Raw genomic sequence first — 22613 nt, 5'->3', positions numbered from 1 at the left:
CGACCTCAAGTACGCCGCCTGGAACGGCGCGAGCTGGGTCATCGAGACGGTGGATTCGACTGGTGATGTTGGCCGGTACACATCCCTGGCGCTGGATTCATACGGTAGCCCAAGCATCTCGTATATCGGTAACATCCACGATTACGGTTTCCTTAATCTCGCCACTCGGAACGGCTCCAGCTGGGAAATAGAGACCATTGATAGAGGCGAGCATGTAGGTATACACAACTCCCTGGCCCTTGACTCCGACAACAATCCGCATATCTCCTATTATGAAAGTGGAAGAAACAAACTAATGTACGCTTATCGGGACTTCTACTGTAACTACTGGATGGCAGAGACAGTAGACGCGGACGGTGATGTCGGCGGGTATACTTCTCTGGCGCTGGATTCCCACGATTATCCGCACATCTCGTATCATGACAGTGGCAATAACAACCTCAAGTATGCCGCCTGGAACGGCACGAACTGGGAAATCGAGACAGTCGACTCAACGGGAGAAGTTGGCAGCCATACCTCTCTGGCTCTTGATAGCAGTGATTATGCACATATTGCATATTATGACTATGGAAACGATAACCTCAAGTATGCCGTTTGGAACGGCACGGATTGGGAAATAGAGACGGTGGACACAACAGGTGTAGTTGGTAGCTATACCTCACTAGTGCTGGATTCCAGCGGCTATCCGCACATTTTGTACTATGACGTTGGAAACGAAGACCTTAAGTACGCTGTATCAAATGGCTGGAGCTGGGAAATAGAGACGGTGGATTATGAGGGGTCCGTCGGCAGGTACAATTGCCTAGCGCTAGACAATGACAATAATTTGCATGCAACTTATTACGATAGTAGCAACAGTATCCTCAAATATGCCGTGTTGATAAGCTCAAGCTGGGACATAAGAAACGTAGATGTAATCAGTGATATTGGTAACTCCTCTTCACTGGAAGTGGATAATACCGGTACTACTCATATAGTTTATTGCAATACCGTCACTGGCATGATCTATTACGTCAGCTGGAGCGGTTATGATTGGGAGTTACAGGAGAGGATTCAAACCGAATCCCCAGAGTATACATGTCTTGCTTTATATGATGGACAACATACTGGTATTTCATGGTATTCCGAATGGGGCCTCATGTACGCCAGCAGTGATCCCGGGATGGACATCTACAATACCGAGTTGGCCGCTGAAGCCGTTGAAGAAGGCCTTCTGCTGGCCTGGTCCATTGACGGCGATACGCCCGCATCCGTCCGAGTGCTGCGCGGGGAGGACGAGCCCGTCGCCGTCTCGGGTTCCCTGGACGGCTCGACCAGCCGCTGGCTGGACCGAAGCGTCGAGCCCGGAGAGGCTTACGTCTACTGGCTCGAAGTCACGGAAAGCGACGGACGTACCGAGCGCTTTGGGCCGACGGAGGCCGTCGTGGTGCCGGAGCAGGCGCAGCGGCTGGCCCTCGAGGAGCCGTATCCCAACCCGGCGTCGGATAGTGTCAGCGTCGTTTTCGAATTGCCGGAGGCCCGGCGCGTCAGCTTGAGTGTGTACGATCTGGCCGGGCGCCGGGTGACGACCTTGAGCGAGGGCGAGCTGCCCGCCGGGCGGCACGAGGTCGCCTGGGACTGCGCCGGGGAGGCCGCCGGGGTCTATCTGCTGCGCCTGGAGACGTTGGGCGCGGCGCTCAGCCGTCGGGTGGTCGTTTCGCGGTGAGTCGAAGGAAATGACCGGAAAGGAAAACGGCGGGGACGTGAGTCCCCGCCGGATGCACATCTGCAACGGACGCGCCCAGTTGTCTTCGCGGTGGCCCGCAGGGGGTTCCTTCCCCGGGGCCGCCCGCCTGTAGGTCGGGACCGGGGGCGCTGACCCAGCATCCCGTCGCGCAGTGGCCGGGCGGGGAAAGGGGAAGACCGGTGGTCGAGCAAGCAGCTGAGCAGATGCTAGCTCAGAATCCCGTCGCGCAGTGGCCGGGCGGGGAAAGGGGAAGACCGGTGGTCGAGCAAGTAATTGGACGGATGCCGGCTCAGAATCCCTCGCCGGAGAACCAGGGCAGGGCGGAGACGTCGAAGTAGAAGTCGCGTTCGTAGCCGCACTCGCCGCAGGCGGCGGTGATGACGTCGTAGGGGGCGTCGTCGTTGAACTGCAGGGACTGCATCCGGTCGACGAAGGCGGTGGCGCCGCACTCGGGGCAGACGCTGTTGTAGACGTAGTCGTATTCCTGGGCGATGGCAGTGACGGGAAGGGCGTCGTCGTAGCCGGTGGCGGTCGGGGCCTCGTCGGCGGCGGTGGCGCCGAGCAGGACGATCAGCGGCAGCAGCAGTCGGGTCTTCATCGCTCGGTACCCCCCTTGCGGCGGCCGAAGACGGCCACCACGTTGAAGTAGAAGCGTCGCGGCGCGCCGCAGCCGTTGCACTCGCAAACGAAGATATCCAGGGGCTCGCCGCCGGAGTTCTCATGACGCTGGTCTGAGATGATGCGGTAGGAGCCGCCGCATTCCGGACAGCGCTGGGTGTCGATGTAGCGGTACTCGGCGCTCAGGCTGAAAACGTGGCGGGCCTGGCGGATGTCGGTGAGTGCCGGGTTGATCTTTTTCGGCTTGCCGACCTTGTCGAGGAAGGCGTGCCAGCGGGCTTTGGGATTGTCGACGACCATGGGCCACCGTTGTCGGGCTGAGAGCTTGCGACTAAGATACGTCAAAAGTCCCGCCGTCGCAAGGGGCAAAGACGGGGGCTAAGTTACTTTTGTTATTCGCTGAACAGACCGCCCAGGCCCAGCAGGTACATGCAGTCGGCGTTGTCCGAGGCGCCGGCGGAGCGGTTGCCGTAGAAGACGATCTCGCCGGGCGGGGCCACGGCAAGCCACAGGCGCAGGCGCTCGGCCCGGGGGTTGTCCGTGGTGAAGACGTAGTCGCTCTCGATGAAGCGGTCGCGGATCCACAGCGGCGGTGTGGCGTCATCGGTGTAGAGCAGGTAGAGGTGGAGGCGGTTGTCGGTGTGGATCGAGCCGAGGTAGTCGGCGCCCAGCTCGGGTTCGTCCAGGCCCTTGACCCGGTCGGCGTCGGGGGCCCGGATCCACAGCGGGGCCTCGTAGCTCGTCGGCAGGGTGGTCAGGGTGAAGTCCTCGTCGGTGTAGGGGCGTGCGCCGGCGGTCAGCCGGGCCGTCTCGTAGTAGTCGCTCCAGCGCGAAGCGTAGTGGGAGCCGCTGACCAGCAGGTTGGAGACCTTGAAGGCGGTCGGTGTCAGCAGGCAATGGACGCCCCAGCGTCGGCCGACGCCGTCGGCGAACAGCACGGCCAGGCGGGCTTCCTCCAGGCTGGGCCGTAGGGCGCCGGGGGCCGCGGTGAAGCCCAGGGTCAGCTCGCCGCTTTGGCCCGGGGGCAGGACGAGGGCTTGTTCGAGGCGGACGGAGGCTCCGGAGGCCGAGCCCTCGCTGGAGCTGTAGAGGAGGTCGCCGTCGAGGGCCACGCTCTCCAGCAGCAGCCCGTCGCGGTTCCAGGCGGGGCGCAGCTCGGTGACGACGAGGTCGGCGTCGCCGCCGTTGGCGATCCAGCAGGCGGCGTTGCGGGAATCGGCCAGGTAGGCGGGATGGGCGGCGTCCAGCAGCAGGGCCGGTCCGCCGGCACCGGCGGTCTCGACGAGCAGGGCGTCGGAGCCGTAGTTATTGCGGTTGTCGACGGCCAGGGCGTAGAGCAGGTGGTGGCCATCGGCCACGGCGAACTCGCCGGAGAGGGGATTCCAGTAGCTCGGGGTTTGGTAGGGGGCGTAACCGTCGGCGCCCAGCACACGGTCGTCGAGGTAGAAATCGACCTGGCGCACGGTGCCGTCGTCGTCCTCGGCGGCGGCGGCCACGGGGGTCGGCCCGCCCAGGCGTCCCCCGGCGGCGGGAGAATAGAAGATGACGACGGGATCGCCGATACCGGCGCCGCGCAGCTCCGCCGCCGCACCCTGAGAGACCAGCTCCGGCGGACCCGTCGGTGGAGCGCCCTCGGCGGGGACGGCGGGGCCTTCCGCGGTCGCCGCCTCCTCGCCCCGGGGGAAGCCGCCGCCCCCGGGGCCGGGCAGGCGGGTCGCCGCCAGGTTGCGCGGGGTCACTCGGCTGGTGAAGACGATCGCTTCTCCTCCGGGCGGGGCCAGCTCGAGGCGGATCTCGATGCTGCGGATGCGCCGCCGGGCCAGCACCCCCTCCAGCTCGTCCTCGGTCAGCTTGTCCGGCGGGAGGGGTCGGTCGCGGGGGTCGAGGTAGCGCAGGGAGAAGTCGCGCACGTCGCGGGTCAGGGTGCGACTCAGACGCTCGAAGGCCTCACCGGGCTGCTGGACCTCGGCTACCAGCTCGCCGCCGGGCAGCAGGCGGAAACCCAGCCGCTCCGCCGGATCCTCGGCGTCGCCGTCGGGCGGTGTTCCCGGTTCGTCGCCGCCCAGATCGGCGGCCACGGTGACCGCCGTCGGCGCGGCCTCGGGCACGGCCTCGAAAACGCCCGCCCCCGTGGGATCGGCGCCGGCGTCGGCCAGGGCGCCGGTGATCGCCTCGAGGGCCTGGCGGGCGCGGCGCTCCAGTTGGATCCGCTGGCTCGTCGCCGCGTAGCCGCCCCCGGCGCTGGTCAGGATCAGCACGATCGGCACCATGATCACGGCGAAGATTGCCAGGGCGATCACCAGCTCGACCAGGGTCAAGCCCCGTCGGGAGCGTAGTGACGCGCTGACTGTCCGCCGCAGGTTCATCAGTCCACCACCAACTCGCCGTGCTCGACGACCACCCGGCCGCCGACGACGGTATGCACCGCCCGGCCGCGCAGCTCCCGCCCGGCGAAGGGCGTGTTGGCGCCCTTGCTGACGAAGACCGCCGGATCGACTGTCCAGGAGGCCTCGCGGTCGATGACGGTGATGTCGGCCACGGAGCCCTCGACCAGGCTGTCCCGGCCGGCCAGGCCCAGCCGCCGGGCCGGATTGGCCGACAGCTTGCGCACCGCCTCGGCGAAGGAGAGGTGACCGGGCTCGACCAGCTCGGTCAACGTCAACCCCAGCATGGTCTCCAACCCCACCACGCCGAAGGGGGCCTGCTGGATCGGCCGGTCCTTCTCGGCGACGGTGTGGGGGGCGTGGTCGCTGGCGATGATCTCCAGGGTGCCGTCGGTCAGGCCCGCGATTACGGCCAGCCGGTCGGCCCGCGAGCGCAGCGGCGGGTTCATCTTGATGTTGGGATCGAAATCCAATTCCAGGGAGTCGGTATCCAGGGTGAAGTGGTGGGGCGTGGCCTCGGCGGAGAGATCGCAGCCCCGCCTACGGTAGCGGCGGATCAGCTCGACGGAGCGGGCCGTCGAGACGTGGTCGATGTGCAGGGGGACGCCGGTGTGGCGGGCCACCAGAATATCCCGGGCCGTACCGACCTCCTCGGCCTCGGGACAGATCCCCTCCAGGCCGCTGCGCACGGCGTAAGAGCCGCCGCCGACCACACCGCCGCCGGACAGGCGCTCGTCCTCGGCGTGGCTGATCACCAGAAAGCCCAGGTCCCGGGCGTAACGCAGGGCGGCGTAGAGCAGCAGGGCGCCGTGCACCGGATGGCCGTCGTCGGAGAGGGCCACGGCGCCGGCCTCGCGCAGCTCGCGCAGCGGCGCCACCCCGCGGCTGGCCAGCCCCCGGGTCAGCGCCGCGATGGGAAAGACGTTGACCGGACCGCCCCCGGCGCCGATCGAGCGTACATACTCCAGGGCGGCCTCGTTATCGACGAACTGGCCCGTATTGGCCTTGCAGGCGATCGAGGTGAAGCCGCCCAGGGCCGCGGCCCGGCTGCCCGTGCGGATGGTCTCCTTGTCCTCCAGCCCCGGCTCGCGCAGATGGACGTGCATGTCGATCAGGCCGGGAACCACGAACAGGCCGCCGCAGTCGAGCTGACGCGCCCCGGCGCACACAACGCCGCGCTCCAGCGCCCTGATCCGATCGCCCTCGACCAGGACGTCCGCCGGCGCGTAGAGCCCCCGGGCCGGATCGACGACGGTGCCGCCCTTGATCACCAGGGGACGCTGCTCGACGGGCGCCGTCATCCTCGTTCAGCCTCCGTTACTTGGTGAACCTCGGTCGGGAGACCTTTGAAAAACGATCCCCCGCAGTGATCATCTTCGATCAGCGCCGGACAACGCCCGGCCCCCGGAACCGGCACGGTTTTTGCGGAGGCGAAACCCCACCGACATCCGCGGCCTCGCCGAGATGCAAAAACCGTGCCGGTTCCGGGGGCCGGGGGGGGGCGGTGGCTTGTTTTTCAAAGGTCTCCCGGCCCGGGCGCGGCGCGGGCTCAGTGGTCGCGGGCGAGGACGTAGCGGGCCAGGGCGACGAGGACCTCGGAGCGCGGCAGGCGCCGGGCCTCCTCGACGGCCGACTCGACGGTCTCGGCGGCCTTCTCGCGCGAGCCCTCGAGGCCGAAGCGTTCGGGGTAGGTGGTCTTGCCGCGGGCGGCGTCGGAGCCGACGGCTTTGCCCAGCTTTTCTTTCGTGCCCTCGACGTTGAGCAGGTCGTCGGTGATCTGGAAGGCCAGGCCGAGGTGCTCGCCGTAGCGTCCGGCGGCGGTGAGCCCGGCGGCGTCGGCGCCGGCCAGGATGGCCCCCAGGCGGCAACTGCAGCGGATCAGCGCCCCGGTCTTGTGGGTGTGGATGTAGTCGAGGACGGATACATCGACCTCGACGTCCTCGCTGGCGATATCGACGACCTGGCCGCCGATCATGCCGTAGGTCCCGGCGGCGGCGGCCAGCTCCTGGGAGCAGAGCAGCAGCTTGTCGGAGAAGGCGACGTCCCGGTTGGCGGCCTCGGCGATCAGACAGAAGGCCAGGGTCAGCAGGGCGTCGCCGGCCAGAACGGCCTGGGCCTCGCCGTACTCGACCCAGACGGTGGGCTGGCCGCGACGCAGTTGGTCGTCGTCCATGCAGGGCAGGTCGTCGTGGATCAGGGAGTAGTTGTGGATGCACTCGACGGCGCAGGCGACCTCGTCGGCGCCGGGGGGGACCCGGCCGCCGACGGCCTCGGCGCAGGCCAGGACCAGGATCGGCCGCAGGCGCTTGCCGCCGGCGAAGACGGCGTAGCGCATCGCTTCGTGAACGACGGGGGGATAGGCCCCCGCGTGGGGCAACAGCCTCTCGAGGTGCTCGTTGACGCGCCCGGCTCGCTCTAGCAGATAGGCTTTCAACTGGTTGTTCAATGGAATCCCTCTCCATTCCGCACGAACGGCGCCAGCCAAAAGATGCCTGTCCGGATGCTGGCGATGTTCAAAGCGATTTTATAAAGCGGGTTGATCTCCCAGGGACCAAAGATATACTGGTCCTGGATCTCCAGTCCGGCGTCTTCGAAGGTGTGGAGCCAGCGATTGCCGGGCTGGAACAGTACTCCTTCTCCGGCGGTGCGGGCGCCCAGCCTCTTACAGAGTGGCGCGAAGAATTGCGACCGTGTTAATCGATATACGAGTATCGATGGAATATCAACGTGGAACATCCCCAGATAGAGGGGCTCGATGATCAGGATCCTCCCACACCGACGCAGGAGAGTGGCGGCTCGCCGTAAAACGTCTATTCGTAGTCGCCGTGTCGATGTCTCGTCAGTAGCCAGTAGGTGATGGAGTACGAGGTTGAAGCAGATGATGTTAAAGGTCTCTCCGCTCGGTAGCTCATCAAGCTGCAATGCATCGCCCAAGATAAGCCGCTTGCGCCGGTGGGGACGGTTGCGTTCAAGCAGTCCCGGTGATATATCCAGGACCGTAACCCGGCAGCCGGGACGGGCCTCCAGGATATAGTCAGCGAAATACCCGGCGCCGCCACCCACGTCGAGAAGGTGGAAAGCACCCTTCGGAAAACTCCTGTCGAAAAAGCGGAAAATCGGCGGCCAGACGGTCCTGTGTGTGTAGTTATCGACGTCGAAGCGCTCCGCAGTCTCGCCCTTGCTTACCGAGGACTGTGCCATTCCGGCTACTCCTCCACGTCGGGCAGATCGAGGGCTTGTTCCGTCGAGCCGCCCTCGGCGTCGCGTACCAGCTCGGTCAGCCGCCGCTCGGTGGCGTCGAGCTTGTCCTGGCACAGCCGGGCCAGCTTGGTGCCCTCTTCAAAGAGGGAGGTCAGTTTGCTCAGGGGGTAACCGCCCTCCTCGAGATGGGCGACGATCTCCTCCAGCCGTTCCAGGGCCTGTTCGAAGCTCGGTTGCTCCTCGCTCAAAACGCCTCCTGACGATGGTCCGGACGCCGCCGTCGGCGAGGACGACGTCCAGGGTGTCACCGGGGGACAGCTCCGCGGCGCGGCTCAGCGGCGCTCCCTCCGCGCTGAGGTGGCCGAAGCCCCGGGCGATGATGGATTGCGGGTTCAGAGCCGCCAGCCGACCGCTCAGCTCCCGCAGGCGGGCCGAGTCGAGCTGCAGGCGGCGCCCGGCCGCCGTTTCCAACCGGGCCGCCGCCCGGTCCAGCAGGCGCTGGCGGGCCCGGGGAGCGCCGTGGAGCCGACTGAGGGCCAAACGTAGCCCGTCGAGCCGGGTCCGGCGCAGGTTGAGGTTATTGAAGGCCCGGTTGATCAGGCGTTCGCCCAGGGCATCGACGCGCTGGCGGCGCAGGTCGAGGTAGCCGGAGAGGCGTTCCGGGCGCAGGGATTCGGCCAGGCCGTTTAGGCGCTGGCGTTCGAAGCGCAGGCGCTCCCGGCCGACGTTGAGCAGGCTGCTCCAGGCTCGCCGGACCCGGCGGCCCAGCTCGGCCCGTTCGGCGGTGACCAGCTCGGCGGCGGCGCTGGGCGTCGGGGCGCGGACGTCGGCGACCAGGTCGCAGATACTGAAGTCGACCTCGTGGCCGACGGCGGAGATGACGGGGACGGGGCAATCGTGGACGGCCCGGGCCAGCTCCTCGTCGTTGAAGCAGAACAGGTCCTCGTAGGAGCCGCCGCCGCGGCCGACGATCAGCACATCGACCAGACCGCAATCACCCAGTTCGCGCACCGCCCGGGCCAGCTCCGCCCCGGCGCTGAGGCCCTGGACCGTCGAGTGGCGCAGCAGGATGTCCAGCCCGGCGTGGCGGCGTTCGAGGACATTGAGGATGTCGCGCAGGGCGGCGCCGTCGCGGCTGGTGACCACGCCGACACGGCGGGGCAACCGGGGGAGGGGGCGTTTGCGCTCGCCGGCGAACAGCCCCTCGGCGGCCAGGCGGCGCTTGAGCTCCTCGAAGGCCCGGCGCAGGGCTCCCTCGCCGCGCAGCAGCAGCTCGTCGGCGATCAGCTGGTAGTCGCCCCGGGGCGGGTAGACGGAGATGCGTCCCCGGGCCGTCACCTCGAGGCCGTCTTCGGGCGCGAAGCCCAAGCGCTGCGGCCGGGGGCGGAACATTACTCCCTTGAGCAGGCAGTCGTCGCCGCTCAAACTGAAGTAGAGGTGACCGCTGGAGTAGAGCCGGCAGTTGGTCAGCTCGCCGGTGACCCAGATTGCGGGGAAGCGCTCCTCGAGGGCGCCCTTGACCATTCGGGTCAGCTCGCCAACCGTCAGCGGTCGCTCCTGCGTCAGTTCACCGCCGTCGCTCACCTGCACCTCACGGGTTAATACTTCACCGGTCGCCGTTTACCCGTTATCTTATCCCAGTCGGGCCGGGGCGTCAAACCCGACGATGGTGAGGCGGTCCCGGCGGGATAGACCGACGAAACCATTAACCATGAAGGGGATCGTCTACCGTGTTCGGACCGCTGCGCGTATGTAATGCCCTGTTAACATAAGTGATGGGTAGGGCGCACCATAAGTTGGCCGATGGCAGACGTAAATGCAAGAATTACGGAAAGAAATATACTCATCGACCAAGATATGCAAAGCTATCTTGCAAAGCTATCTCAAGAGAAGCAAGAAGAGACAGCTCGCTTATTATGGCTGCGCGTTGCGGCGGCCGCCGCGGCCAGGGCGGTCGGCTTATCCGCTAATAAACAGCAGCCACATGGTGCAATCGACTTACAATCGACTTACAATCGACCAAGGGAGCGCCGCGCCGCCGCTCGCCAGGCCGAGCTGGACCCGGTCAGCTACACCGCTACGCCGACGGCCGGCGGGCCCACAAAAACTGTCGCTCACGGCTTCCACCACAGGCGCATCAAGCATCAGGAAGAGTACGCCAACGGAAAGAACCATATCAACGGCCTCGAGAGCTTCCGGGGCGACGCCGAGCGCGGCCGATAAGCCGATCACTGAGGATTCGAGCGTAACTACAGACTCTTGATCACGAAAAGGTCGTTCCGCTTCAACCATCGCGACGACGAAAACACTCTCGACTACCCGCAGGATGCACTGCTCATCTGGTCCGCTCAGGTTACAGATGCCAACCCTGAAAAACTGCGGAAGCCTTCACGCCCGATGCTGGACCCTCCTTGATACGAGCAGCCCCGCCGTTCAATCGTGAAAAAGGGGGGTAGCTGGAGGACGCGGCGGGCGGCCGACGGCAGGATCAGGGCGCTGAAAACCGTTCAAGCCTTGCTCGGCAAAACGAGCACTGCTTGGCTCATTCGCGTCCAACTATCTGTAGCAGGGTAAGTAGTTGACGCGCAGGCCTCACTGTAAAGCGGCCCACGACATAGATCAACGTAAAAAACGGCCCGGCCCGACGAGTTCCCGAAAGAACTCGCCGTCGCCGGTTCCGGAGGGGGCTGCCATTCAGGCGCTGTTGTTGACGGGGCGGGTCTGGTAGAGCTCGCCGGCGGCCCGGTTGACCGGCTCGCCGATTACCGTGGTGGCCGAGTGGGAGCCACAGCGGAAGGTGACCACTTCGGCCGGTCCGCTGGCCAGGGCGATGCGGACCCGCAGGGGTTCGCCGTCGACCTCGAGCCGTTCGAGGGCCTGGTGGATGCCGGCGGCGGCGGCGGCGGCCCGGCGTTGGTGGTCGGGGACGCTGCGCACGGCGTTGAAGTGCGCCATCACACAGTCGCCCATCAGCTTGTCGACGACACCGAAGTGTTCGTCGACCACCCGGCCGACGGCGCTGTAGAAACGTTGCAGGAGCTCGGTCACGCCGGCGTCTCCGAGCTGTTCATGGTAGCGCCCGAAGCCGCGCAGATCGCAGAAGAGCACACTGATCTCCCGCCTGCCGTTAGGCAGTAGTTCACCTAGCATGGTATTTCCTCGGTGGGTTTTGTTTCGGATAACGCGGTGCGGGGGTTCCCGCCGTCGCGGTTCGAAGCGGTTCCGTGATGGAGCCTGCGCCGACCGGACAACGCGTTGCGGTGCTAGTCGTTCATCCGGGGTTGATTCACGACTGGCCCTCCGAAGATAGGCGGGGTTGGTTCTAGTGGAAGCGCAGTTGCCGATTGCCTGCTGTGTTATGGCTCGCAGCTATATTAGAGAAGACTGAAACCATTGTCAAGGAGTTGGTTGAACATCGGGTAGAGTCGTCGCTGTCGGGATGAAAAGGCGGCAAGGGGTCTAATAAAACAATATCAATCCTAGAATTTTGCTGACTTCTAAATGATTGTCAGCGTGACGGTCGGTTCAAGTTGAAGTAATCGCCTTTTATCGCCCTCCAGGGCAGACAATATTGAAAATGAGTCCCGTTGGTGGGCCTAACCAGGCTGCCAGGGATTTCAATTTAAGCTGACGATAATAGTGAAGACTTATCAGTCTTAATATAGCACAAAATACACCAACCGCCAAGTAAGCTGGGGAAAGAAAAAGGCGGTCCCAGGGAATGCCGGGATCGCCCGAAACAGCACCCGCCTTGAAAAGCCGCGTCAGGAACCGTCGCCCTGCTTGGCGTAGCGACGCAGGGCCTGGTCGCGGCGCAGGTTGACCAGGGTGCGGATCACGGAGAAAACGGCGAAGGCCAGGGCGGTCCCCATCGGCAGATAGTTGAGCAACGGGGCCACGTCGCCGGCGGTCAGCTCGAACCCCAGGGCGCCGGAGATGCCGGGCAGCACAGTCAGCAAGCCGACGACCAGGGCGAGACCGACGGCGGCCACCGACAGCCACATGCCGGTGCGGCTTAGTTTACGGCGGGGCAGGACGACACGGGGGCGGCCCTCGGCGCGGACCTGGGCCAATACGTCGCGACTCAGGCCGGGCGGGGCCGGCACGACGACGGCTCGGGCCAGCAGCTTGTCCAGACGTTCCTCGGCGGCGCGCACCCGTTGGGCGGCGTACTCCGTGGCCGCGGAACCCAGCTCGGCGCCGGCCGGCGGATCGACGTCGCCCCGGCGCATCCGCTCGGCCAATTCGCGGATCCGACGGGCCTCTTTGTCATGCTTGTGGTTGGACACGGTTATCGCCTCGTTGGTTGCTGCGGGTGATCGCCACTCCCGGATGGTGTCGCTAAAGGGATGTTGCCGGGCTGGTCGAGGGTTGTGATCTTTTGTTCGCCGGGTTCGTCCGGTGTTCGAGAGCCGCTGGAGTTATGCCGTAGGCCGTCTCTTGCGGTCAGCGGTACATCCTCGCCCCAGTTCGCCGGGTTCGTCCGGCGCTCGACGGCCGCTGGAGTTATGCCGTAGGCCGTCTCTTGCGGTCAGCGGTACATTCTCGCCCCAGTTCGCCGGGTTCGTCCGGCGCTCGACGGCCGCTCGTCACCTTCAGATAACCGCTATACCCGGTCATGTGCTCCCTTAGCTGCCTAGCCCTCCAGACATCCGTCCCTTGCAGACGTCCATTGCAGACGTCCATTGCAGACGTCTCTTGCAGACATTGCTTGCAGACCTTCTGCCCCCCGGATCACCCAGACCCAAGTATTTCACCCTCCACAGGATATGATACGCCGGGCGACGGTCCGGTTTCAACAAGCCGCTGTTCTTTTTTCCAGCGGGCGTCCGGCGGCCATGGTCTTTGCCGCAGCTTCGGCGACGGGCCGCCGGACCACCGCCGGAACTGGCACGGTTTTTGCGGAGGCGCAGCGTTGCCGCCGCTCCAACGGTCGCCGAGATGCAAAAACCGTGCCAGTTCCGGCGGTAGCGGGCCGCGGCCCGCTCAGGCGAACTCCCGGCCGGTGGCCTCGAGGTAGAGCTCGCGCAGCTTGTTGCGGCCGCGGTGGACCCAGGTCTTGATGGTGCCGGTGGTGCAGCCAAGGGCGGCGGCGGCGTCGGCGTAGCTGACGCCTTCGAGGTAGGCCAATTCGAGGGCCCTGCGGTGGTTGTCCGGCAGCTCGTCGAGGAGGTCGCGGACCAGTTCGAGCTCGCTGCGGCCTTCGATGTTACGTTCGGCCCGGGGGTTGTCGCGGGCGACGTTGGCCAGACCGGGTTTGTCCTCATCGTCGATCGAGATGGTTTTCAGGCGTTTCTTGGTGGCCATACGCACGGCGGCGTTGTGGGCGATACGGAACATCCAGCTGGAGAAGCGGGCCTGGGCGCGAAAACCGGCCAACCCGCGCCAGGCGCGCAGGAAGGCTTCGTTGGCCGCTTCCTCGGCCAGTTGCGGGTTGTGCAGGACCTTGATGCAGCAACTGTACACCAGGTTCTGGGTGGCGTAGACGAGTTCGGCGAAGGCCTGCTCGTCACCATCCACCGCCCGCTCGATCAGGGCTAATTCGCGTTCTCGCTCCAAAACACGTCACCGGTTGGAGACGTGGAAGACGCAGGCCGCCGGCGCGGCCGAGGCGGTCGTCCGGCCGCATTGCCGGCGGAGCCTAGACGTCGTCCCGGCGGTCCTGTTTTTTGTGCAGTAGGTATACGACGAGCCCGGCGCCGCCCAGGGCCAAACCGAGAAAGGCGGGTCCGGCGCCCCAGAAGGCCAGGGCGCCCAGGCCCATCCACCACATCGAGACGTAGAGCCAGATCCCGATGCCGATGAGCACGATGGCGGCGATGAACAGCCCCAGGGCGCGTTTAAAGGGTGTCTTGCGCTTCTCCTCGACCTCGACGAGCCAGTCCGGTGGGGTGATCCCCTGGCGCAGGGCCTCCATCCGTTCCTCGTGGATGAGGCGTTTACGCTTGTAATCCACCCAGATGGCCAGCATGCCGATGCCGATACCCATCACGATGGCGACGATTCCGGTTAGATCCATCTCTTTCTCACTCCTCTTGTACGGAGCTTGCCAGTTGAGGGACCGTCGGCTCGGGGACGACGGCGCCGATGTTGCGATTGTTCCCCGTTCATTAGTATTGGATACGCTTCAACCGGTAAAGGTTGCAGCCGGTAACGATCGAAGGCCTCCCGTTCGGAGTCGGCCGCCGTTTCGCCCTGGGAATGCGGGCCGGCCAGCGGCCGACCCGGAGGGTTCGCACGGCGTGTTGACGCAGACTCTACTTTTCGTCGTCGGCGCTTGCGTCCCCGTCTTCATCGGCGGCGGCGGTCGGGATCAGCCGTTCACCGAACACGGGTAGCCCGAAGTGCTCGCGGATACCGTCGCCCAACTCGGCCACGCGCTCCGGGTTCTCCTGGAGGAAGGTCCGCAAGTTCTCCTTGCCCTGGAAGCGTTCCTCGTCGATGGTGTACCAGGCGCCGGACTTCTCCACCAGGCCGGTCTCTTGGCCCAGATCGATGATCTCACCGGCCATGTTGACGCCCTCACCGAAGATGATGTCGAACTCGGCCTGCTTGAAGGGCGGGGCGACCTTGTTCTTGACGATCTTGACCCGGCTGCGGTTGCCGATGCTCTCGCCGTCGACCTTGAGGGAGCCGATGCGGCGGATCTCCATCCGCACCGTGGTGTAGAACTTGAGCGCCCGGCCGCCGGGGGTGACCTCGGGGTTGCCGAAGACTACGCCGACCTTCTCGCGGATCTGGTTGGTGAAGACCACGCAGCAGCGGGTTTTGTTGACGATCCCGGTCAGCTTGCGCAGGGCCTGGCTCATCAGGCGGGCCTGGAGGGCGACGTGGCTGTCGCCCATCTCGCCCTCGATCTCCGAGCGCGGCACCAGGGCGGCGACGGAGTCGATGACGATCACGTCGAGGGAGCCCGAGCGGACCAGCATCTCGACGATCTCGAGGGCCTGCTCGCCGGTGTCGGGCTGGCTGATCAGCAGGTCGTTGATGTTGACGCCCAGGGCCCGGGCGTAGTTGACGTCCAGGGCGTGCTCGACATCGATGAAGGCGGCGATGCCGCCGAGCTGTTGGGCGCTGGCGATGACGTGAAGGGTGAGGGTGGTCTTGCCCGAGGCCTCGGGACCGTAGAGTTCGACGATCCGGCCCCGGGGCAGGCCGCCGACGCCCAGGGCGCGGTCGATGGCCAGGGAACCCGTCGGGATTACGTCGACCTGCTGCACGTCATCGTCGCCCATGCGCATGATCGAGCCCTTGCCGTACTTGCGCTCGATCTGGGCGAAGGCGGCTTCCAGATTGCGCCGCTTGTCATTGGTCTGCTTCGCTGCCATGGGTCTCCTTTTAGGTAGGTATTAGAACACCACAGGACTGACAAGAAGATTAACATAATCCCCCGACGGCGGCCAGCTTTCCCGGGCCGGACCTTTCTGGTACAATATCGCCGGAACGGAGGACTGCCGATGTCCACTCATCAGCGAAGCTACCACTCCAAGAACGCAGCCGACGCCCGGACAGGATCGCGGGCGGTCGTCGTCATCGCCGCGCTGGCGGCGGTCGTCAGCGGCGGCTGTCTCGAGGAAAGCAGCCAGCCCCACCCCAGCGAGGACTACACCGCCCTGGGCGGCTTCTGGCTCACCGAACTGGGCCGCGACGAGGAGGAGGGCTCCCTCGGCTACGCCGAATGGGACTTCTGGTACCCCTACAGCATGGCCCTGGACCATGAGGGGCGGCTGCTGGTGACCAACATCCGCGGCGGTTTCCTGGAGCGCTTCGTCCTCGAAGAGGACGGCGGCGCCGTCTGGGACGCCTACTGGGAATGGCCCCGGGGCTTCGACTGGCAGACCTATCCCCTGTTCGTGGCGCGGAACAATCCCGCGGTCAGCGAGATCCTGCTGGCCGAATCCCTCTCGGAGGAGGGCGACGGCGTCTTCCCCCGGGGCCGCAGCGCCTACGCTTTCAACCTGCCCATCCCCAAGCCCGGCGGATCCGATGAGCCCGACCACGGCTACTTCGAGCCTCCCTACAGCAAACCCGGCTGGACCGAACCCCTGGTTCAGCAGTACCCCAGCTTCTACCAACCCGGCGACCTGACGGCCCTCGACACCCCGGACAACCGCATCGTCATCACCGACACCGCGAACAGCCTGATCTCAGCCTACGACGGCGCCGGGAACAAGCTGGCCGAGGACGGCGGCCTCGGTGATCAGCAGGGCACCTTCCGCCTGCCCCTCGGCGTGACGGCCAATTCCACCGACGAGATCATCGTCGCCGATACCTGGAACCATCGTATCCAGATCCTGACCCTCGAAACCGCCCCCGATGATCCAGAGGACCCAGGCTACGATCCCGATTACAACTATCCCTACGTCCTCAGCTACCAACGGACCATCGGCGGTTTCGGCTACGAGAACGGCCGCTTCTCCGCCCCCTACGGCGTCTGCGTCGACGGCTACGACAATATCTATGTCGCCGACACCCGCAACGCTCGGGTGCAGAAGTTCGACGCCGCCGGCGGTTTGCTGGCCGTGATCACCGGTACGGGGGACTGGCGACTGCGCGCGCCACTGGACGTCGCCGTCTGCGACAACGGCGATCTGCTGGTCCTGGACGCCTTCATCTGGTACGAACCCTGGGACTACGATTTCAGCCCCGACGACCAGGCGCGCATCATCCGCTTCCGCCGGAACTGAGCGCGACCCGCTTAATCCTCCTCCAGCCAGGCGTCAGCGCGGCGCCTGCCGCCGCCCCGGGCCAGGCGGCGTTCCAGGGCCGCCCAGTCGAACTTCAGCTCCGGATACTCCCGCTCCAAACGGCGGCGCAGCTCGGGCTCGAGGCGCCGCCGTTTGCCCAAGTAGGCCAGGTGGAGCTGACGCACGCGGCCGCCCTCGCGACGGGAATGGACCAGCACGGCGTAACGACCGCGGAAGCGGATGTAGGGCATTTGGATCCTCCAGGAGCGCTTTCTCCACTACAAGACTAGCTGCCCGCCCAGCCGCGGTCAAGGGATCGCCATCGAAAACCACCAGCCAGAGCGGTGCTTGACCATCACCGACGGAGACGCCGGGGAGCGCCTGGACCGCTTCCTGGCGCGTCGGTTGGCCGGCAGCGGCCTGTCGCGCAGCCGGATCGCCGCCGCCGTCGAGGAGGACCTGATCCTCGTCGACGGCCGTTCGACGAGTAAATCCCACCGCCTGCGGCCCGGCGAGATCGTCGTTGTCTCGGCTGCGGCCCTGGCCGAGCCCGAACCCTGCGATCCGCTGACCCCCAGGGAGCATCCCGGAGTGCGGGTTCTGCACCTCGACGACGACATCGTCGTCGTCGACAAACCACCGGGCCTCGTCGTCCACCCCGGCCACGGCCACCCCGACGACACCCTGCTCAACGCCCTGGCCGCCCGCGGGATTTCCCTGGCCGTCGTCGCCGATCCGGCCCGCCCCGGCGTCGTTCACCGCCTGGACCGCGACACCTCCGGGGTGCTGGTCCTGGCCCGCAACCGACCCGCCCACCTCCACCTCTCCCGCCAGTTCGCCCGCCACAGCGCCGAGCGCCGCTACGAGGCCCTGTGTTACGGTGTGCCCCAGCCGCCCGCCGGCACCATCGACGAGCCCCTCGGCCGCCATCCCGGGGACCGCAAGCGCTTCGCCGTCGTCACCGGCGGCCGCCGCGCCGTGACCCATTTCCGGGTGCTGCAACGCCTACAAAGCTCCTGTCTGCTGGAGTGCCGTCTGGAGACCGGCAGGACCCACCAGATCCGCGTACATCTGGCTCACCGCGGCCACCCCCTCCTCGGCGACCCCGTCTACCCCTCCCGCTCCAGCGAGCGCCTTTCCCGCGGACTGCCCCTCGTCGGCCAGGCCCTGCACGCCAAAGCGTTGGGCATCGTCCACCCCTCGTCCGGGGTGACGCTGTCCTTCACCAGCACACCGCCGCCGGGATTCCAGGAAACCTTGACCCTGCTGAGAGCGCCCCGCGACTGAGCCGGCCCGCGACCGGCGTCAACGCTTTATCACCGAGGCTGATACAGCTCGGACCGCCGGAACTGGCACGGTTTTTGCATTTCAGCGACCGTTACGAACAACGATAACGGTTCGCTTCAGCAAAAACCGTGCCAGTTCCGGCGGCGCGACTTCCGGGGCGTGCGGATGTTTGGCGGCTTCCGCCGGTCGCGGTCGACCGGCTCTCCGGCCCACAGGGTGGGTTGCACAGTCCATTCCACCTATCTACCAGACATACTGTCTTGGCTGCAGTTTTGTGGTATCAATATAACATAGGAAGTCACAATGAGTTGATGTTCATCACTCTCAATACGGTGGCTTTCATCAACCAAGTCGAACAAGTCGAACAGGTCATCAAACCTCGGAGGTCTAAATGAAGCGCACTTCGGTTTTCATACTGCTCCTGCTGCTCCCCGCGGTCGTCGCCGCCCAGGGCCTGGATTTCGGCAGCGGCGAGATCTACGGCACATTCACCAGTGATCATTCCGTTATGGACAGCACCTGGCCCGCAGGCTCCGACGATCTGTACCTTTGGTTCGGCGGCTTCTGGACGGCCTTCACCTACCAGGGCCAGGAAACCGCGGTGACTCATCAATACGCCGATCCCGACTGGGCAGGTCAGAGCGAGATCGTCACCTCGGACGAGCCGGAGTGGTCCGACATTCCCGACGGGGTCGGCCAGCTCTCCGATCTGGACTTCTTCTACGAGGCCGACGATTCCGCCCATCCCGATCCGCCGGGTCTCTACAGCTGGTGCCAGGGGATGAGCTGGGCCGACGCCCCCGATGAGGACTACCTTATCCTGCACTACACGGTCTTCAATAACACCGGCGAGGACATCGACGACTTTTATCTCGGGTTCCTCGCCGACGCCGACGTCGGACCCGAGGGCAATGACAACATGGACGATTGGGTGGCTTACGACTCCAGCGGCCGCTTCGGTTACATGTACGACGACGACGATTCCTCGCTGGGTTATATCGGCGTCAAACCGCTGATCAACACCGCCTGTTCCTTCAACTGGTGGGATTGGAACAACGATCCGGAATCCGATGCGGAAATCTACAATTTGATGGCTAACGGCGAATTCGACGATCCGCCGATCGAGGCCTTCGACTACCGCTTCCTGATCTGCTGCGGCCCCTACCAGGTGGACGACGGCGATGAGCTGTGCTTCGACGTGGCCCTGGCCGTGGGTGAGGACCTGGACGATCTGCGGGCCAACATGAACGCCGCCGTGACCATGCACGACGACCTGCCGATCGGCGTACGCCTGCTCGATTTCGCCGCCGAGTCCCGGGGCGGCGACGTGGGGCTGAGCTGGCTGACCGACGGAGACGCCGTCGGCTACCGCCTGTCCCGTCGACCGGCGGGCAGCGTCGCCTGGACCCCCCTGACCGAGGAGCCGCTCAGCGGCGGCCCCGCCGGCAGCTACCTGGATCGGGCCCTGGAGCCCGGCGATTACGACTACCGCTTGACGGCGCTGGAGCCCGACGGCCGCAGTGTCGAGCTGGGCACCTGCTCGGTATCCGTCAGCGGTCAGACGCCGGGAGCCCTCAGTTTGGGCGGGATCTACCCCAGCCCGGCCGCCGATCGCACGACCTGCCTCATCGAGATGCCCGAGGCCGGTACGGTCACCCTGACCCTCTACGACCTGGCCGGCCGCCGGGTGCTGGAGCGCAGCGTCGAGGTCACGGCGGGCCGCCGCGAGATCGCCCTCGACGTCGCCGGTCTGGAGAGCGGGGTCTACACCCTGCGCGTCGACGGCTGCGGCGAGCGGGCCTCCGGCCGCCTGGTCATCAGCCGTTAGAGCCAGATCGACTTTACTACACGGTCCGCCGAACAGCCGTTCGGCGGACCGTTGCTCAATCCGGCGGTAAGCGGGGCGGCGTCGGGATAATCAATCGTGCAACTCGTTGACAGTAAGGGAGAACGAATGTTCGGCTACCGTAATTGGCAACCAACCCTATCGTCAAGGGCGGTCTTTTCGGCTATAATACCGTCGTTCGAAGCGCACTGTTTCTCAACCCGGGAGGGCCATGAGCCGCCGTTCACTGTGCCTGCTGATCGTCTGTCTGTCGGCCGCGCCGATCCTTGCCGAGGCCCCCGTGGGACCCGACGGTGCGGCCCTGACCCTGGACGGGCTGCGCCAGGCCCTGGAGGACTACGGCTATGAATCAGCCGAGGCCTACTACGTCGGCGACGCCTACGGTGAAGAGATCGTCGTCGGGCCGATCAACGAGCGCTACGAGTGGTTGCTGGATCCGGCCCTGGCCGAGTGGGTCGCCGGGCTGCGCGACGCCGCCGCGGATCCGGCGGTGGCCCGCGCCCTGGGCTACCTGGCTTGGGATCTCGAGGCGGGCCTGCTCTGGGAACCCCTCGAAGACTACTACATCGCCATCCTGGAGGCCGAGGCCCGCGGCGTGATCGGGTTCGAGGGTGAAGAGATCGCCTATCGTGACGTCTGGGAGGCGATCGATGAGCTGGAGGATGACGAGCGGCGCGACGCCCTGCGCGACGCGGCCCGCGCCTTCGTTCGCGAGGAGCTCCAGCCCCGCCGGGCCGCCTATCTGGAGGCCCTGCGCGCCGGTTGCCGCGAGCTGGGCTACGCCGACTACGTCGATTACTTCGCCCGCAACCGTGGTCGGGACTTCGCCCAACTGGCCGCCGACTGCCTTTTCATTCTCGGCCAGACCCGGGAGCTGTACATCACCCTGGCCGAGGAGCGCGTCGCCGCCGTCTACCCCGGGCGGGAGCGCCTGTCGCTGACCAGTCTGGAGCGCTGGCGGTTGTGGGACGACGACGAGTTCGACGCCTACTTCGGCGCCGCTGAGCTGGTCCCGGCTTGGGAGGCCTTCATCGGCGGTCTCGAGGTGGGTTACGATGAGCTGGACAACATCACCCTGGACGACGAGGACCGCCCGGCCAAGGAACCCCGGGCCGCTTGCTGGCCGATGCGCGTCCCCGAGGACGTCCGGGTGTTGGTCAAGCCCACGGGCGGTTTCGAGGATTACCAGACCCTGTTTCACGAGATGGGCCACGCGTGCCACTTCGCCTACACCGATCCCGCATTGCCCTACGAACTGCGCGAGCTGGGCGACGACGCCATCACCGAGGCCTACGCCTTCCTGTTCGAGAACCTGTTTGAGAATCCGCTGTACCTCGAAGAGGAGCTCGAGATACCGGCTGACGAGGCCCGAGAGCTGCGTCGCCGCCAACTGTTCGGCGAGCTCTCCGGCCTGCGTTATTACTGCATGGCCTTTCTCTACGAGCTGGCCCTCCACGGTGTCGAGGCCGACCACACCGCGACGTACAAGGAGCTGGTCGACATGACCAGCATCTGGAGCCACGAACCCGAGGACTACCTGACCGGCGTCTTCGAGACCAACGAGGATTTCTACACCACCAATTACCTCTACGCCTGGATGCTGGAGGCCCAGTTGCGCCGGCGGTTGGAGGAGGACTTCGGTCCGGCATGGTGGCGCGAGCCGGCGGCGGGGGCCAGGCTGGTCGATCTGTGGCGCCGGGGCTACGTGCCGACGCCGGCGAGCCTGAGCGCTGAGCTGGGCTACGAGGAGTGCTCGCCCCGGGAGCTGGTCGAGCTGCTCGCGGCGCAGGAACGGGCCACCCGGCCCTGATTGATCCGCGGATCACCGTCGGCCGGCGTCCGGCCCGTCACGCTTCTTGCATTCCGCCGACCTCCCCGTCCGGGGAGGTCGGCGGGCAAGAACCGCGCCGGGCCTTTGTAGTTGTCGGTTTGCGCATCGCGGTCGCCGCGGCGCTGGGCGGTCGGGGACAGTCGTCGGTGGAGGTTTTGGCGCAGTGAAGCACGGGTTCTCTTACCTGCGCCTGCCGGCCGGGGGCCGGAAAACCATCTGGGCTCACTTAACAACAACGGCCCCCTGCATGTCCATGATCATCTGCTGAGAAAGCTGTTTAGAAGCATGTATGTCATCTGCATTGGGGATCTCGCAACGGCAATGGACCTGCAAATACCTATAACATATTCATAGAAAAACAGTTGGAAGAGAGCGGGTCAGGCACATTGCTCGTTATTGTTGAGGCGGGTTTTTAGGGGAGTCAAGGTTGCCGAACCGGTTCTAACGACCCGGGGCCGTTCAACCTCCGCCGGGCGCTGTTAATCTCATCAGGGAGCGTCCAATTCTAGTAGCGTTCAACAACAACCATTCAGGACTGCTCATCAAGGACTGCTCATCAAGGACTGCTCATCAAGGACTGCTCATCGACCGCCGTTACAAGCAATCGGCGAAACCGCTGCCGGTGAGGTCCTCTATCCGCCTTCCAAGCGATTTGAAACAACGGTATCCATAACCGGCGGAATGGTCCGCTAGCGTGTGGGATGCCCGATGTTACTTAACTTGAGGGAGCATCACAGAAGCTGAACAGCAGCTATTGCGGTTGGGCTCTTCCCGCGGCGTGAACGGGTCTGTCATCCCGCCACCGATCAAGGGGGGGAATGTGGCGGGGAAGAGCGGGTCGCGGGAGCGGCACGTCAACCGTCCGAGATGCAACTAGCGCTACCACTACCGCCGCGGCGCGGGTCGCCAAGGACCTGGGCAGCCATCGTAATACGGCTTATTGTTACGACAAGCGAATCCGCCGGCGCCACGCCGCCGCTCGCCGGGCCGAGCTCGACCCGACCAGCTACACCGATAAGCCGACGGCCGGCGG

Annotated in this window: 20 protein-coding genes; 6 read left to right on the top strand and 14 right to left on the bottom strand. The window is 65.4% G+C overall.

Features of this window, described 5'->3' with window-relative positions; translation table 11 throughout:
- On the top strand, positions 1-1705 hold a 1705-nt coding region (locus GF399_03025; protein ID MBD3399285.1), incomplete at its 5' end, for a T9SS type A sorting domain-containing protein.
- A 310-nt stretch (positions 1706-2015) separates the two neighbouring features.
- Here GF399_03025 and GF399_03020 read toward each other — a convergent pair.
- From GF399_03020 to xseA, 8 genes are all read right to left on the bottom strand, one after another.
- Complete coding sequence (locus tag GF399_03020; GenBank protein MBD3399284.1) at positions 2016-2324, bottom strand: hypothetical protein; 309 nt, start codon at positions 2322-2324, stop codon at positions 2016-2018.
- Positions 2321-2644 carry a hypothetical protein gene (locus GF399_03015; protein ID MBD3399283.1) on the bottom strand — a complete coding sequence of 108 codons (324 nt, stop codon included), beginning with the start codon at positions 2642-2644 and terminating at the stop codon, positions 2321-2323. Before GF399_03015 ends, GF399_03020 begins: the two co-directional genes overlap by 4 nt.
- Positions 2645-2736: 92 nt before the next feature.
- Entirely contained in the window at positions 2737-4710 is a 1974-nt protein-coding gene (locus tag GF399_03010; GenBank protein ID MBD3399282.1) for a prepilin-type N-terminal cleavage/methylation domain-containing protein, read from the bottom strand.
- Positions 4710-6029: an amidohydrolase family protein gene (locus GF399_03005; protein MBD3399281.1), complete on the bottom strand. Its 1320-nt coding sequence runs from the start codon at positions 6027-6029 to the stop codon at positions 4710-4712. Before GF399_03005 ends, GF399_03010 begins: the two co-directional genes overlap by 1 nt.
- A 248-nt stretch (positions 6030-6277) precedes the next feature.
- Positions 6278-7180, bottom strand: coding sequence for a hypothetical protein (locus GF399_03000; GenBank protein MBD3399280.1), 903 nt, complete (start codon positions 7178-7180; stop codon positions 6278-6280).
- On the bottom strand, positions 7171-7929 hold the full coding sequence (locus tag GF399_02995; GenBank protein ID MBD3399279.1) for a methyltransferase: 759 nt from the start codon (positions 7927-7929) through the stop codon (positions 7171-7173). The genes GF399_03000 and GF399_02995 overlap by 10 nt, the downstream gene beginning before the upstream one ends.
- Positions 7930-7934: 5 nt before the next feature.
- Positions 7935-8177: an exodeoxyribonuclease VII small subunit gene (xseB, locus tag GF399_02990; protein MBD3399278.1), complete on the bottom strand. Its 243-nt coding sequence runs from the start codon at positions 8175-8177 to the stop codon at positions 7935-7937.
- The gene (gene xseA, locus GF399_02985) at positions 8068-9513 is read right to left on the bottom strand and encodes an exodeoxyribonuclease VII large subunit (GenBank protein ID MBD3399277.1); all 1446 of its coding nucleotides are present in this window, start codon (positions 9511-9513) and stop codon (positions 8068-8070) included. The genes xseB and xseA overlap by 110 nt, the downstream gene beginning before the upstream one ends.
- A 219-nt stretch (positions 9514-9732) precedes the next feature.
- Between xseA and GF399_02980 the strand changes: the two genes are divergently transcribed.
- Complete coding sequence (locus GF399_02980) at positions 9733-10152, top strand: hypothetical protein (protein MBD3399276.1); 420 nt, start codon at positions 9733-9735, stop codon at positions 10150-10152.
- A gap of 471 nt (positions 10153-10623) precedes the next feature.
- On the opposite strand, the gene GF399_02975 is transcribed toward GF399_02980, so the two are convergent.
- The 5 genes from GF399_02975 to recA all read right to left on the bottom strand — a co-directional run bounded on the left by GF399_02975 (position 10624) and on the right by recA (position 15257).
- Positions 10624-11079, bottom strand: a complete 456-nt coding sequence (locus tag GF399_02975; GenBank protein MBD3399275.1) for a hypothetical protein — start codon at positions 11077-11079, stop codon at positions 10624-10626.
- A gap of 614 nt (positions 11080-11693) precedes the next feature.
- On the bottom strand, positions 11694-12218 hold the full coding sequence (locus GF399_02970) for a hypothetical protein (protein ID MBD3399274.1): 525 nt from the start codon (positions 12216-12218) through the stop codon (positions 11694-11696).
- 697 nt (positions 12219-12915) lie between these two features.
- Positions 12916-13488 (bottom strand): sigma-70 family RNA polymerase sigma factor, encoded by a 573-nt coding sequence (locus tag GF399_02965; protein ID MBD3399273.1) that lies wholly within the window; start codon positions 13486-13488, stop codon positions 12916-12918.
- An 82-nt stretch (positions 13489-13570) separates the two neighbouring features.
- The gene (locus GF399_02960) at positions 13571-13948 is read right to left on the bottom strand and encodes a hypothetical protein (protein MBD3399272.1); all 378 of its coding nucleotides are present in this window, start codon (positions 13946-13948) and stop codon (positions 13571-13573) included.
- Positions 13949-14186: 238 nt separating this feature from the next.
- The gene (gene recA, locus GF399_02955) at positions 14187-15257 is read right to left on the bottom strand and encodes a recombinase RecA (GenBank protein MBD3399271.1); all 1071 of its coding nucleotides are present in this window, start codon (positions 15255-15257) and stop codon (positions 14187-14189) included.
- Positions 15258-15386: 129 nt separating this feature from the next.
- Between recA and GF399_02950 the strand changes: the two genes are divergently transcribed.
- Positions 15387-16616 carry a hypothetical protein gene (locus GF399_02950; GenBank protein MBD3399270.1) on the top strand — a complete coding sequence of 410 codons (1230 nt, stop codon included), beginning with the start codon at positions 15387-15389 and terminating at the stop codon, positions 16614-16616.
- A gap of 11 nt (positions 16617-16627) precedes the next feature.
- Here the strand turns inward: GF399_02950 and GF399_02945 are convergent, their stop codons facing one another.
- A complete protein-coding gene (locus tag GF399_02945; GenBank protein MBD3399269.1) occupies positions 16628-16867 on the bottom strand; it encodes a hypothetical protein in 240 nt (79 codons plus the stop codon).
- Between the two features lie 64 nt (positions 16868-16931).
- On the opposite strand from GF399_02945, the gene GF399_02940 reads away from it, so the two are divergent.
- From GF399_02940 to GF399_02930, 3 genes are all read left to right on the top strand, one after another.
- A complete protein-coding gene (locus GF399_02940; GenBank protein MBD3399268.1) occupies positions 16932-17903 on the top strand; it encodes an RluA family pseudouridine synthase in 972 nt (323 codons plus the stop codon).
- A 391-nt stretch (positions 17904-18294) separates the two neighbouring features.
- The gene (locus GF399_02935) at positions 18295-19731 is read left to right on the top strand and encodes a T9SS type A sorting domain-containing protein (protein ID MBD3399267.1); all 1437 of its coding nucleotides are present in this window, start codon (positions 18295-18297) and stop codon (positions 19729-19731) included.
- A gap of 229 nt (positions 19732-19960) precedes the next feature.
- A complete protein-coding gene (locus GF399_02930) occupies positions 19961-21559 on the top strand; it encodes a hypothetical protein (GenBank protein ID MBD3399266.1) in 1599 nt (532 codons plus the stop codon).
- Positions 21560-22613: the final 1054 nt, after the last annotated feature.

It is taken from the genome of Candidatus Coatesbacteria bacterium (assembly GCA_014728225.1).
Classification (GTDB): Bacteria; RBG-13-66-14; RBG-13-66-14; order RBG-13-66-14; family RBG-13-66-14; genus WJLX01.
The sequence above is the reverse complement of the archived record's forward strand: the minus strand, read 5'-3'. Positions and strand labels throughout refer to the sequence as shown.

Bases quoted from the DNA above. Each gene is read 5' to 3' on its own strand.
- GF399_03005 (MBD3399281.1), bottom strand. From the start codon at position 6,029: ATGACGGCGCCCGTCGAGCAGCGTCCCCTGGTGATCAAGGGCGGCACC.
- GF399_02935 (MBD3399267.1), top strand. From the start codon at position 18,295: ATGAAGCGCACTTCGGTTTTCATACTGCTCCTGCTGCTCCCCGCGGTC.
- GF399_02950 (MBD3399270.1), top strand. From the start codon at position 15,387: ATGTCCACTCATCAGCGAAGCTACCACTCCAAGAACGCAGCCGACGCC.
- GF399_02960 (MBD3399272.1), bottom strand. From the start codon at position 13,948: ATGGATCTAACCGGAATCGTCGCCATCGTGATGGGTATCGGCATCGGC.
- GF399_03015 (MBD3399283.1), bottom strand. From the start codon at position 2,644: ATGGTCGTCGACAATCCCAAAGCCCGCTGGCACGCCTTCCTCGACAAG.
- GF399_02930 (MBD3399266.1), top strand. From the start codon at position 19,961: ATGAGCCGCCGTTCACTGTGCCTGCTGATCGTCTGTCTGTCGGCCGCG.
- GF399_03020 (MBD3399284.1), bottom strand. From the start codon at position 2,324: ATGAAGACCCGACTGCTGCTGCCGCTGATCGTCCTGCTCGGCGCCACC.
- GF399_02975 (MBD3399275.1), bottom strand. From the start codon at position 11,079: ATGCTAGGTGAACTACTGCCTAACGGCAGGCGGGAGATCAGTGTGCTC.
- recA (MBD3399271.1), bottom strand. From the start codon at position 15,257: ATGGCAGCGAAGCAGACCAATGACAAGCGGCGCAATCTGGAAGCCGCC.
- GF399_02945 (MBD3399269.1), bottom strand. From the start codon at position 16,867: ATGCCCTACATCCGCTTCCGCGGTCGTTACGCCGTGCTGGTCCATTCC.
- GF399_03010 (MBD3399282.1), bottom strand. From the start codon at position 4,710: ATGAACCTGCGGCGGACAGTCAGCGCGTCACTACGCTCCCGACGGGGC.
- GF399_02980 (MBD3399276.1), top strand. From the start codon at position 9,733: ATGGCAGACGTAAATGCAAGAATTACGGAAAGAAATATACTCATCGAC.
- GF399_02995 (MBD3399279.1), bottom strand. From the start codon at position 7,929: ATGGCACAGTCCTCGGTAAGCAAGGGCGAGACTGCGGAGCGCTTCGAC.